Below are 11,376 nucleotides of genomic sequence, written 5' to 3'. Positions count from 1 at the left end.
AACCCGCGTCGTGATCGGGAACGGGGGCGGAGGTGCGGGGTGCGGGGACGGCCGAGGCAGGACGGGGCACCAGGACTGGTCGAACGAGCGCTCGCGGGTGACGAGGTGGCCTGGCGCGAACTGGTCGACGAGTACGCCGAACTCGTCTGGGCCGTGGCGAGGTCGTTCCGGCTCGACCCCGCCGACGCCGCTGACGTGGCGCAGACGACATGGCTGACCCTGGCCGAACGCCTCGCCAGTGTGCGGGACCCGTCCCGCCTGCCTGGCTGGTTGGTGGCCACCACCAGGAACGCCGCCCGTCGGCTGTTGCGCGACCGGCACGGCGAGATCCTCGCCGGCGCGGGCGCGGACATCGCCACCTGGCACGGCCAGGCCCGTTCGGCGGAGGTCGAGGCGATGCTCGGCGCCGAGCGCGCCGGGGTCTGGCGGGCACTGCGGTCCCTGCCCGACCGCTGCCAGCGGCTGCTCACGGCGCTCGCCTTCGCCCCCGAGTGGAGTTACCGGCAGATCAGCCTCGCGTTGGACGTCCCGCTCGCCAGCATCGGCCCCGCCCGGGGCCGCTGCCTCCGGCGGTTGCGCGAACGGTTGGGCGGCGCGACGCCAGCCGACCACCGGTCCCGGGGCGAGGACGTCGGAGGCCGAGGTGAGCTCTGAGCGTCCCGGCGCCCCCGACGAACTCCTCGACGTCCTCGCGGCCGCGCTGCGCACCACCGACCCGATGCCGGAGCGGGCGCGTCGGGACGCGCTGGCCGCCTACTCCCTGGGGCGACGGCGCGCCGCGACCAGCGCCGGTCAGCTGCGTCGACTCGGTGACCAGCTCCTCGCCGGCGGCGGTCCCGTCCTCCGGCGGCGCGGATCGGGGGTGGGGGCCCGCGTGCTGGCCTTCGCCGGGGAGGGAGTGACCCTCACCCTCGACCTGGACTGGGGTGAGCGCGACCAGCTCCGGGTGGTCGGGTTCGTCACCCCGTTCCCCCGCCCGGGCGGCGGAGTCCGGGTCCTGCACCCCGCCGGTTCGGTGTTCGTCGAGCTGGACGGGGGCGGCCGGTTCACGGCGGAAGTCCCCGCCGGCCCGCTCCAGCTGATGCTGGTGCGGCAGGACCAACGGCCGCTGTCCACCGGGTGGTTGGTGCGATGACGGCGCTCGCGCGGGAACACCCGGCGGCCGGGCACGGGCGGGGCGGGCCGGATCCGAGGTGGTTGCTCCGCCGGGCGACCGCCGAGCCCCGGCGGGTCCTCGACGAGTCCGCCCGCGTGCTCGCCCCGGGCACGCGGGGCACCGCCGACCGTTCCCTCGTCGAACACGCCAGGGCGCTGGCCTTCCTGGAACTCGGCGAGCCGGCGCGAGCCCAGCACAGCCTCGACTCGGCGCGCGCGGCCGCGGTCCGCGCCAGGGGAGGCCCGGGGACGGCCTCGGGGTCCTCGCTGAGGCTCACCTCGGCCTGGGTCCGGCTCCGGCTCGGGGACACCGAGGGCTGCCTCGCGCACCTCGACCACCTCGCCCGCCGCCCGGACCCGGGAGTTCGGGCCAGGGCGCACTGCGTGCGGGCGGTGGTGGCCTGCTCCCTGGGTGAGTGGGCCGAGGCCGTCGGACGGCTGGACCGCGCACTGCGGGCGCTGGCGGCCAGGGGGGACCGGCGGTGGCTCGCCGTCGGGTGCAACGCCCGGGCGGTCGCCTGCGGGTACCTCGGGCGGGAACGGGAGGGTGAGCGAGGACTCCGGCGGGCGGAGCGCATCTGGGAGGCGTTGGGCGAGACCCCGCGTCTCGCCGCCTGCCGGGACAACCGCGGGTTCCTGGCGCTCCGGCGAGGGGACGTGGCGGCCGCGCTGCGCGCGTTCGACGGACCCACCGAACGGGCGGGCGGCCACCGAGGGGACCCGGGGGCGCTGGTCGACCGGGCGGAGGCGCTGATCGCGGCCGGCCTCCTCCGGGAGGCTGGCGACGTGCTGGACGAGGTGGTGTCGCGGGCCGAGGAGTCACGGGATGACGTGGCACGGGCCGAGGCGCTCGTCACGCGGGCGTCCTGCGAACTGGCGCGGGGGCGGCCCGACCTCGCGGTCGGCTCCGCGCGGTCCGCGGCCAGGCTGAGCCGCGCCCGCCGGGGCGCGGCGTGGGTGGTGCTGGCCGACGCGCTGGTGTGCCGGGCGTCCCTGTCCCTCGGCGGACCCGCCGCCCCGGACCTGGCGGCCGCCGAGCGGGTGGCGATGGCGTGCCGTCGGCGCGGCTGGCACTCGGTCGCCGTGGGACTGCTGCTGGCGGTCGGGCGGTTGGCGGCGGAGCGTGGGGTGGCGCACGAGGCCGACCGGGCGCTGCGCGCGGCCAGCGACACCGCGGAGGACTACCCCGGGGGCGATCGTCTGGTGACCGCGAACGGTCTGCTCGCCAGGGGCCTGCGAGCCCTGGGACGGGGCGACGCCGCCGCGGCCGGGCGCGCCGCGACCAGGGGGATGGCCGTCGTCGACACCGATCCGACGCTCCGGGCAGCGGTGGAGCTTCGGGGGCGGGCACTCGAGGTGAGCTCGGAACTCGCCACCGTGGGGCTGGTGTCGGCGGTGCGGGCCGGGGAGCCGGCCGCCGCCCTGCGGTTCGTCGAGCGGCACCGGGCGCGCACCGAGTCGGTCGGGCCGGGTGGGGATCGGAAGCCCCCGTGCCGGGGAGGCGGGCGCGGGGCCTCGCCGGGGCAGCCGGCGGTGGGGTCGCCGCCCTCAGCGGGAACCGAGTCCGGGCGGTGGTCGCGGGACGCGTTCCTGCTGCGCCGTCGCCTCACCGAGCTGCGGGCGGTCCGGCGGACACGCGGCGAGGAGTTCCCCGCGTCAGCGGAGCGGGCGGTGGCGGAACAGGCGCTGCGGCGGGCGAGTGGTCAGCTGTGCGCGCCCCGCGCGCCGGTGCCACCGGAGGTGCTCCCCGACCTGTTGCTCGACCGGTGCCTGGTGAGTTTCTCGCAGGTGGGGGGCCGTCTGGTCGCGGCGACGGTGGTCGCCGGTTCCGAGCCTCGCTGGTGTGACCTCGGGACGACGCGCGAGATCGCGGCGGAGGTCGGTTACCTGCGTGCCGGCCTCGTCCAGCTGGTCGCCACCCCGAGGGGCCGGCTCCGAGGGGCCGCCGCCGGCGCCGTGGCGCGGTCCTCGGCCGCGCTGGACCGCGTCCTGCTCGGGCCGCTGCGAGGCGCCCTGGCCGACCGAGGCGTGGTGGTGGTCCCGACGGGGCCGTTGCACTCGATGCCGTGGGCGGCGCTGCCAGGTCTGGCCGACCGGCCGGTGGTCGTGACCTCCTCCGTGAGCGCCTGGGCGGAAGGCGAGCGCGCTGGGCCTCGCGGTGCCGTGCGGATGGACGGCCCCGCGCTGTGGGTCGCCGGCCCCGGGCTGCCCGCCGCCGAACGGGAGGTCCGCGTCCTCGCCAGGAGGTTCGGTGGCCGCACGCTGGTGGGCGGCGCGGCGACCGCGTCCGCCGTGCTGACCGCCGCCCGGCACGCCTCGCTGGTGCACGTGGCCGGCCACGGGGCCCTGCGGCGGGATCGCCCGCTGCTCTCCGGGCTGGTGCTCGCCGACGGCACCGTCTGTTGCCACGACCTCGCGCCCGCCGGCGGTCGTGGCGGCCCCGACCTGGTGGTCCTGGCGGCCTGCGACCTCGGTCTGGCGTCGGTGGGGCCGGGCGGAGCGGCCACCGGGGTGCCCGCTGCCGTCCTGGCCGGTGGGGCCCGCACCCTGATCGCCAGCGTGCTGCCGGTCCCCGACGGCAGGACGGCGGCCGTGATGGGCGCCCTGTACCGGAACCTCGCGCGGGGCCAGTCGCCGGCGGCCGCCCTCGCCGGGGCGGGGTCAGCCACCGGCGAGCGCGGCTTCGTGTGCCTCGGTGTCGGCTGAGGACCCCGGAGTGGCGGGTCGGGGGGCGCGTCGGAGCCGGGGCGCGCTGAAGCGGGGTGCCCCGCCGTCCCGCCGGCGGTGGGACGCCGGCGTGCTCAGAGCCTCCGCAACCGGCGCAGTGCCTCGTCCAGCACCGCCGTCTTCTTGCAGAAGGCGAAGCGCACCAGGTGCCGCATCGGATCCGGGTTGTCGCAGAAGACCTGGACGGGGATGGCCGCCACGCCGATCCGCTCCGGCAGCGCCCGGCAGAGCTCGGCGCCGTCCTCGTAGCCGAGCGGACGCGCGTCGGCGCAGACGAAGTAGGTCCCCGCCGTGCCCAGCACGTCGAACCCGGCATCGGTCAGCCCCTCCGACAGGCGGTCCCGCTTCGCCTGGAGGTCCTTCCGGAGGCGTTCGACCCAGTCCATCTCCTGGCGCAGGGCGTGCGCGATCGCCGGTTGGAACGGCGCGCCGCCGACGAAGGTCAGGAACTGCTTCGCCGCCCGCACCGCCGAGACCAGTTCGGCCGGCCCGCAGACCCAGCCGATCTTCCACCCGGTGGTGTTGAAGGTCTTGCCCCCGCTGGAGATCGCCAGGGTGCGGTCGACCATGCCCGGCAGGGTCGCCAGCGGCCGGTGGACGGCCCCCTCGGGGGCGTCGTCGTAGACGAGGTGCTCGTACACCTCGTCGGTGATGGCGATCAGGTCGTGCTCCCGGCAGAGCTCCGCGACGGCGGTGAGCTCGTCCTCGGTGAGCACCGTGCCCGTCGGGTTGTGCGGGGAGTTGAGCAGCAGCGCCCTGGTGCGGGGGCCGACGGCCGCCCGCAGCGCGTCGATGTCGAGGCGGAAGCGCTTGGTCGCCGGGTCCAGGACGAGGGGGGCCACCCTGCGGGTGGCGCCGGCCAACGCGACCGCCGCGGCGTAGGAGTCGTAGTAGGGCTCGACCAGCACGACCTCGTCGCCCGGTTCGACCAGGGCCAGCAGGCTGGCCGCGATGGCCTCGGTGGCCCCGACGGTGACCAGCACCTCGGTGTCCGGGTCGTACTCGGTGCCGTACCTGGTGCTGCGGTGCGCCGCGATGGCCTCCCGCAGCTCCGGGCGGCCCGGTCCGGGCGGGTACTGGTTGACTCCCTCGGCGATCGCGCGCCGCGCCACCTGCAACATGCCCATCGGGCCGTCGCTGTCCGGGAAACCCTGCCCGAGGTTCACCGCGCCGGTGCGGGTGGCCAGGGCCGTCATCTCGGCGAAGATGGTGGACGTGAAGGGTCGCAGCCTGTTGACGAGAGCTGGAGTACTCACACGTCGCATCCTGTCAGCCCGCTCCGTCGGGAAGAATCGGCGTCGTGTCCCAGCCTCTGCCCGATGAACTGACCAGGCGGCGCGCCCTGCGCCGGATGAAGGCCGTCGCCACCGGCCTGCTGCTGCTCGCCTCGGTGGTGTACGTGGTGGCCAGGTGGCAGGAACACGCCGGGGCACCGGTCTGGGTGGGGTACGTGCGGGCGGCGGCCGAGGCGGGCATGGTCGGTGCCCTGGCCGACTGGTTCGCGGTGACGGCGTTGTTCCGCCGGCCGCTGGGGCTGCCGATCCCCCACACCGCCATCATCCCCACCAGGAAGAACGAGATCGGCGACAGCCTCGGTGACTTCGTGGGGGCCAACTTCCTCGCCGAGACGGTGGTCCGGGACCGGCTCCGCCAGGCCGAGGTCGGGGCGCGGGTGGGTAGGTGGCTCGCGCGTCCGGACAACGCGGAACGGCTCACCTCCGAACTGTCCACTGCCCTGCGCGGGGCGGTCGCGGTGCTGCGGGACGACGACGTGCGGGTGGTCCTGGAGCAGGCCGTGGTGCGGCGGTTGGAGGAACAACCGTGGGGGCCGCCGCTGGGGCGCCTCCTCGGCCAGGTGGTGGCCGAGGGCAGCCACCACCGGCTCGTGGACCTGCTCTGCGACCGCGCGTACGAGTGGGTGCGGGACAACGAGGACACCCTCCGGCGGGTCGTGTCGGAGCGGGCGCCGTCCTGGTCGCCCCGTTTCGTGGACTCCATGGTCGGCGACCGGGTCTACGGGGAGGTGCTCACCTTCGCCCGGGCTGTCCGGGACGACCCGAACCACCGGGTCCGCCTGATGCTCGACGACTTCCTCACCCAGTTCGCCAGGGATCTGCGGGAGGACCCGGAGGCGATGGCCAGGGCCGAGCGGTTCAAGCGCGAGGTGCTGGCGCATCCCGCCGTGCAGGGTCTCGCGGCCTCGCTCTGGAGCAGGGCCAAGGAGATGCTGTTGTCCGCGGCGGAGGACCCGTCGAGTGAGCTCCGGACCCGGGTTCGCGGCGGGATCGAGTCGTTGGGCGAGCGGCTGGCCACGGACCCCGAGATGCGGGACAAGGCCGAGCGGTGGCTGGAGACCGCGGTGGTCCACGTGGTGGAGAACTACCGCCACGAGCTCACCTCCCTCATCAGCGACACCGTGCGGCGCTGGGACGGGGTGGAGACGGCGAGGAAGGTCGAACTCCAGGTGGGCCGCGACCTCCAGTTCATCCGGATCAACGGCACCGTGGTGGGCGCCTTGGCCGGGTTGGCCATCCACACCTTCTCCCACCTGGTGCTCTGAGCTCGGGACCGCCCCCCTCGGCCGGCCCGGCCCGGCCTCGGGCGGCTGGGCGGGGGCGGCCACCCTCACTCCCTGGCGCGGTGCCGCCAGTTCCTCGACTTGGCCCGGTTGCCGCACACCCGCATCGAGCACCAGGAGCGGGACCGGTTGCGGGACCGGTCGTAGAAGGCCCACAGGCAGGTGTCGGCTGGGCAGATCTTGACGCGGTCCCAGGTGCCGAGGACGGCGAGCCTGGTCGCGGTGATGAGCAGGGTCCCGATGGCGTCCTCACTGGTCAGGGCGGGTACGCCGTCGAGGAGCGTCACGGCGACCGGCCAGGGGCGTGGCGGTTCCACCCGCTCCGTTCCCGGTGCGCCGGCCGCCGCCCGGAGCGCGTCCCGCACCCGCCTGGCCGCCTGGGCGTCGCCGGGCTCGCCGAGCCCGCGCTCCGCGACCCAGCGTTCCCACGCGCTGCCCGAGTCGAGCAGGTCGGTGCCCCGCTCGGCGTCCGCCGTGTTCATGAAGACGATCAGGAGCTCGATCTCCGCGTCGTGGGGGCTCGTCACCGAGGGTCCCTCCGTCATCGGTCAACCCTAGAACGTCCGGTCGTGTGATCCACCCGTTGCGCCCTCTCTGGCATAACCCCCATAATCCTCACGGTGGTTGCTAACCACTGTGACGAGAACAGTGGTGTCGGCGCGAGGGTGGGAAGAACGGCGGTCGAGGTGGACCTGCTCATGTCCGAGCACCGACGTCGAGTGGCGGGAGCCGTCGAACGCGCCCCGGTGGGCTCGGTGGCCTTGTCACCGGCCCGGACCGCGTGGGGGTGGCCGCGGTGGCTGGGCGCACGTGCCTTCCGGTCTCGGTCGCCGGCCGTCCGACTGGCCGCCCGACCGTGCGGAACCGACGATGCGACCGGAACGTGACCGAGGAGAAGGGTGATGACCGATGAGTGAGACGGCCGCCTCCGACAGGCCCGCGACGCCGTTGGCCCTGGAGGGCTACGTGCTGGACTGTCCGGACCCGAAGGCGTTGGCCTCCTTCTACCAGGACCTCCTGGGGTGGACCGAAGTGGTCGCGGACGACCCGGACTGGGTGTCGCTGCGCAACCCGAGCGGGGGGACGCTGTCGTTCCAGCGGGACCCGGAGGTGCTCCCCTCCACCTGGCCCGATCGGGAACGGCACCAGATGGCCCATCTGGACGTCACGGTGGGGGACCTCGAGGCCGAGAGCGAGCGGGCGATCCGGATCGGGGCGACGCGGTTGTCCGAAGGACAGGGGAACTGGGTGGTCTTCGCCGATCCGGCCGGCCACCCCTTCTGCCTCTGCCGGTCCTGAGGTGGATTGAATCGGGGCGGTGACGCGGAATCCCCGGAACTGATCCGGGTCGCCGTTTCCGATTCCTCCGCCGTACGGCTGAGCTGGATTCGACCGTCCGGTGGTGGCCTGCGGTCCGGCCAGGTCAAACGGCTCTCGGCTGTTCGCCGCGCTGGTGACGACGATTCCCGTTTCGCGGTCTCCCTGGTGGCGGAAACCGTTTCGACAGCGCCGAAAAATCCGTCGTCCCCCTTTTTTTCTCCAATCCGTTGAGTCGGGAATATTCGCGGTGCTAGTTTCGCGGAACCGGTTCGGCGGCGAACGGGGAAGAGATGGCGACGATCGCCGATGTGGCCAGAGCCGCGGGGGTTTCCCGCAGCACCGTCTCCTACGCCCTGTCGGGGAAGCGGGCCGTCGCACCGGAGACCCTGTCCAGGGTGCGGCGCGCCGTCCGGGACCTCGGCTACACGCCCCACGCGGGAGCCCAGGCCCTGGCGCTGGCCAGGACCGAGGTCATCGGCCTCGTGCTCCACGTCGACCACACCGGGGCGGCGCCGGCGGTGACGCGGTATGTGGCACCGATCTCCTCAGCCGCGCGCCGACTCGGGTACGACCTGCTGCTGGTGACCGACATCGACGGTCCCTCGGCGCTGCGCCGCATCACCGCGTCCGGCCGGGTGGACGGGCTCGTGCTCCTCGACGTCACCCAGGACGACCTCCGACTGCCGGTGCTGCGCGCCGCGGAGCGGCCCGCTGTCCTCATCGGACTACCCCGCGACGTCGGAGGGCTCGACGTCCTCGATCTCGACTTCCCGGCCGCCGCCGAGGTGGTGGTCGACCACCTCGCCGCCCTCGGCCACCGGCGGGTCACGCTGGTCACCCCGCCACGGGAGGTCTTCGCGCGGGGCGTCGGCCACGCCTGGCGCTTCCGGAGCGCCTGCCTTTCCCGGGCCAGGGAGTGGGGGCTGCGGGTCTACCCGCACTTCGCGGCCGCCCGGCAGGTGGACACCGGGCCCGTCCTCGACGCCGTGTTCCGCGCCCACCCCGACGCCACCGCCCTGGTCGTCCACGACGACCGGTCCGTCGCCGCGCTCCCCTCGGTCCTGCACCGCCGTGCGATGCGCGTTCCCGCCGACCTGTCCGTCGTCGCTCTCCACTTCTGGGGCGCCGGTGGCACGCCACCGCCCTACACCGCCGTCGACGCCGCACCGGCCGAGCTGGGCCGGCTGGCGGTGCGGCGGCTGGTCAGCCGGATGACCGGCGCGTCGGGCGACGAGCCCGCCGGCGTCACCTTGGTCAGACCACAGCTCACCGACCGGGCCAGCACCGCCTGACGGTGTCGTGGTCGGGGCCAGCCAGGACGAGGGGAACGGCGATGACAGGAGCCAGGGCCAGGCGGGTGCTGACGGCGACGGCGCTGGTGCTCGGCCTGGCGGCGGCCTGTGCCGGCCCTGGCGCCGACGGCCGGGGCGGAGAGCGCGACTACCGCTTCTGGGACCCCTACACGCAGTTCGGGGACGACTCGGAGTGGGCCGCCCTGGTCGCCGACTGCGGACGCCGGGCCGGTGTCTCCCTGCACCGGACCGGGTACGACGGTTCGGACCTGACGACCAGGGCGATCCTCGCCGGGCAGCAGGGCAGCTCCCCCGACGTCCTCGTGCTCGACAACCCGGTGGTCACGACCCTCGCGGAGGGCGAACTGCTCCTGCCGGTCGACGAGCTGCCCGTGGACCTCGGCGACTTCGAGGAGAACCTGCTCGAGTCGGGGGAGCTCGACGGGACCAGGTACGGGGTGCCGATCGGAGCGAACACCCTCGCCCTGTACTACAACGCGGACGTGCTCGCCGACGCGGAGGTCGATCCGGCGGCCATCCACGACTGGGCCGACCTCAGCGCCGCCCTGACGGAGATCTCGGCGAAGGGCCACCGGGGCATCACCTTCGCGGCGATCGGCAACGAGGAGGGCACCTACCAGTTCCTGCCCTGGTTCTGGGGCTCGGGCGCCGACCTGGAGGAGCTGGACTCACCGGCGGCCGTCGCGGCGCTGCGGCTGTGGAAGGGGTGGCTGGACGCCGACCTCGCCCCCAACTCCGTCATCAACAACAACCAGACCACGAGCTGGCAGGAGTTCGAGACGGGGACGTACGGGTTCGCCCTCAACGGGACCTGGCAACTGGCCAACGCCCGCGCGTCCGGCATCGACTTCGGGGTCATCCCGATCCCCTCCCGGCACGGCGGTCCGGCTCCTGGCGCCGCGGGCGGGGAGATGGTCACCGTCCCCGTCCAGGAGGACCCCAGGAGGTACGAGCGCAGCCGCGCCATCGTCGAGTGCCTCGTCAGCGACGACAACCTGCTGACCACGGACACGGTGCTCTCCTACGTGGCCCCCGTCGAGGCGCTCACCGCCCGCCAGCGGGCCGAGGACCCCGAACTGTCGCCCTGGATCAGCGCGGTGCGGGAGGCCAGGGGGCGCACCGCCAACGACCTGGGGACGAGGTACCCGTTGATCTCCGAGAACCTCTGGACCGCCGTGGGGAACGCGTTGTCCGGCGCCGAGACGCCCCAGGACGCCCTCGCCTTCGCCCAGGAGGCGGTGACCAGCGACTTCGGGCGCTGAACTGGACCGTCCCGCGCCCGCGAGGGCGGGACGGACGCGCGTGGGCGGCGAGGGGCGGAGCCAGCCGGGGAGGCGGGGGCCGACAGTGAGGAACCAGATGACGACCGCACCGAACAGGAGTGGGCCGCGCCGGCGTTGGCCGTCCCCGAGAACGACCGCCTGGGGGTTCCTCGCGCCGCTGGTCGTGTACCTGGTGGCGTTCTACCTCTACCCGCTGCTGCGGAACCTCGACCTGAGCCTGCGCGACCACACCGTCCGTTCCTTCGTGCGGAACGACGCGCCCTTCGTGTGGCTGGACAACTACGTGCGGGTGGTCACGAGCGCGGCCTTCGCCCCCGCGTTGTGGAACACCCTCGTCTTCACCGCGCTGTCCCTGGTCTTCCAGTACGGGATCGGTCTCGCGCTCGCCGTCTTCTTCCACCAGCACTTCAGGTTGTCGGTGCCCCTCAGGGCGCTGTTCCTCGTGCCGTGGTTGCTGCCGCTCATCGTGTCGGCCTCGACCTGGTCCTGGATGCTCAACAGTGAGTCGGGGGTGGTGAACTCGGTCCTCACCGCGTTCGGCGCCGACCCCGTCAACTGGCTCACCTCTCCCCAGTACTCCCTGCTCGCCGTCCTCGTCGCCAACATCTGGATCGGGATCCCGTTCAACCTCGTGCTGCTGTACAGCGGTCTCCGGAACATCCCACCGCGACTCCACGAGGCCGCCGCCCTCGACGGTGCCGGCGGCTGGCAGCGGTTCTGGCGGATCACGATGCCCCTGCTGCGACCGGTGTCGGCGATCACGCTCCTGCTCGGCCTCGTCTACACGCTCAAGGTGTTCGACATCATCTGGATCATGACGCAGGGAGGGCCGGGGAACTCGTCGACGACCCTCGCCACCTGGTCCTACGAGCTCGGCTTCGGTTCGCTGCTGCCCCGCTTCGGCCCGGGGGCGGCGGTCGGGAACCTGCTCATCCTCATCGCCCTGTTCTTCGGCGTCATCCACATCCGGGTCCAGCGGCGGCAGGAGGCGGCGTGAGCA

Annotated in this window: 10 protein-coding genes; 8 read left to right on the top strand and 2 right to left on the bottom strand. The window is 74.0% G+C overall.

Features of this window, described 5'->3' with window-relative positions; genetic code table 11:
• Nucleotides 1-39 precede the first annotated feature (39 nt).
• Genes ACOJVX_RS24105 through ACOJVX_RS24095 form a run of 3 tightly spaced genes read left to right on the top strand, consistent with a single transcriptional unit; the run spans nucleotide 40 to nucleotide 3,861 of the window.
• Nucleotides 40-654, top strand: a complete 615-nt coding sequence (locus tag ACOJVX_RS24105) for an RNA polymerase sigma factor (protein ID WP_051314154.1) — start codon at nucleotides 40-42, stop codon at nucleotides 652-654.
• A complete protein-coding gene (locus ACOJVX_RS24100; RefSeq protein WP_026419631.1) occupies nucleotides 644-1,135 on the top strand; it encodes a hypothetical protein in 492 nt (163 codons plus the stop codon). The genes ACOJVX_RS24105 and ACOJVX_RS24100 overlap by 11 nt, the downstream gene beginning before the upstream one ends.
• Nucleotides 1,132-3,861: a CHAT domain-containing protein gene (locus ACOJVX_RS24095; protein WP_422647103.1), complete on the top strand. Its 2,730-nt coding sequence runs from the start codon at nucleotides 1,132-1,134 to the stop codon at nucleotides 3,859-3,861. Before ACOJVX_RS24100 ends, ACOJVX_RS24095 begins: the two co-directional genes overlap by 4 nt.
• 95 nt (nucleotides 3,862-3,956) lie before the next feature.
• Here ACOJVX_RS24095 and ACOJVX_RS24090 read toward each other — a convergent pair whose 3' ends face one another.
• A complete protein-coding gene (locus tag ACOJVX_RS24090) occupies nucleotides 3,957-5,138 on the bottom strand; it encodes a pyridoxal phosphate-dependent aminotransferase (protein WP_103055955.1) in 1,182 nt (393 codons plus the stop codon).
• A gap of 95 nt (nucleotides 5,139-5,233) precedes the next feature.
• On the opposite strand from ACOJVX_RS24090, the gene ACOJVX_RS24085 reads away from it, so the two are divergent.
• A complete protein-coding gene (locus ACOJVX_RS24085) occupies nucleotides 5,234-6,442 on the top strand; it encodes a DUF445 family protein (RefSeq protein WP_030226620.1) in 1,209 nt (402 codons plus the stop codon).
• Nucleotides 6,443-6,507: 65 nt separating this feature from the next.
• On the opposite strand, the gene ACOJVX_RS24080 is transcribed toward ACOJVX_RS24085, so the two are convergent.
• Nucleotides 6,508-7,005, bottom strand: coding sequence for a CGNR zinc finger domain-containing protein (locus ACOJVX_RS24080; protein ID WP_026419627.1), 498 nt, complete (start codon nucleotides 7,003-7,005; stop codon nucleotides 6,508-6,510).
• A gap of 364 nt (nucleotides 7,006-7,369) precedes the next feature.
• Here ACOJVX_RS24080 and ACOJVX_RS24075 point away from each other — a divergent pair, with 364 nt between their 5' ends.
• The 4 genes from ACOJVX_RS24075 (at nucleotide 7,370) to ACOJVX_RS24060 (ending at nucleotide 11,373) form a co-directional block, all read left to right on the top strand.
• Nucleotides 7,370-7,759 (top strand): VOC family protein, encoded by a 390-nt coding sequence (locus ACOJVX_RS24075; protein WP_030104551.1) that lies wholly within the window; start codon nucleotides 7,370-7,372, stop codon nucleotides 7,757-7,759.
• Between the two features lie 311 nt (nucleotides 7,760-8,070).
• The gene (locus ACOJVX_RS24070) at nucleotides 8,071-9,072 is read left to right on the top strand and encodes a LacI family DNA-binding transcriptional regulator (protein ID WP_418154979.1); all 1,002 of its coding nucleotides are present in this window, start codon (nucleotides 8,071-8,073) and stop codon (nucleotides 9,070-9,072) included.
• 41 nt (nucleotides 9,073-9,113) lie between these two features.
• On the top strand, nucleotides 9,114-10,355 hold the full coding sequence (locus ACOJVX_RS24065; protein ID WP_418154978.1) for a sugar ABC transporter substrate-binding protein: 1,242 nt from the start codon (nucleotides 9,114-9,116) through the stop codon (nucleotides 10,353-10,355).
• Between the two features lie 97 nt (nucleotides 10,356-10,452).
• Nucleotides 10,453-11,373 (top strand): carbohydrate ABC transporter permease, encoded by a 921-nt coding sequence (locus tag ACOJVX_RS24060; RefSeq protein ID WP_026419622.1) that lies wholly within the window; start codon nucleotides 10,453-10,455, stop codon nucleotides 11,371-11,373.
• Nucleotides 11,374-11,376: the final 3 nt, after the last annotated feature.

Origin of the sequence: Actinoalloteichus caeruleus, from assembly GCF_049311605.1 — a bacterium.
GTDB classification, from domain to species: Bacteria; Actinomycetota; Actinomycetes; order Mycobacteriales; family Pseudonocardiaceae; genus Actinoalloteichus_B; species Actinoalloteichus_B caeruleus.
Note: the sequence above shows the minus strand (reverse complement) of the source record. Positions and strands in the feature narration are given on the sequence as shown.

Excerpts from the sequence above, each read along its gene's own strand:
- ACOJVX_RS24085 (WP_030226620.1), top strand. The coding sequence starts at position 5,234 with ATGAAGGCCGTCGCCACCGGCCTGCTGCTGCTCGCCTCGGTGGTGTAC.
- ACOJVX_RS24060 (WP_026419622.1), top strand. The coding sequence starts at position 10,453 with ATGACGACCGCACCGAACAGGAGTGGGCCGCGCCGGCGTTGGCCGTCC.
- ACOJVX_RS24080 (WP_026419627.1), bottom strand. The coding sequence starts at position 7,005 with ATGACGGAGGGACCCTCGGTGACGAGCCCCCACGACGCGGAGATCGAG.
- ACOJVX_RS24070 (WP_418154979.1), top strand. The coding sequence starts at position 8,071 with ATGGCGACGATCGCCGATGTGGCCAGAGCCGCGGGGGTTTCCCGCAGC.
- ACOJVX_RS24065 (WP_418154978.1), top strand. The coding sequence starts at position 9,114 with ATGACAGGAGCCAGGGCCAGGCGGGTGCTGACGGCGACGGCGCTGGTG.
- ACOJVX_RS24075 (WP_030104551.1), top strand. The coding sequence starts at position 7,370 with ATGAGTGAGACGGCCGCCTCCGACAGGCCCGCGACGCCGTTGGCCCTG.
- ACOJVX_RS24095 (WP_422647103.1), top strand. The coding sequence starts at position 1,132 with ATGACGGCGCTCGCGCGGGAACACCCGGCGGCCGGGCACGGGCGGGGC.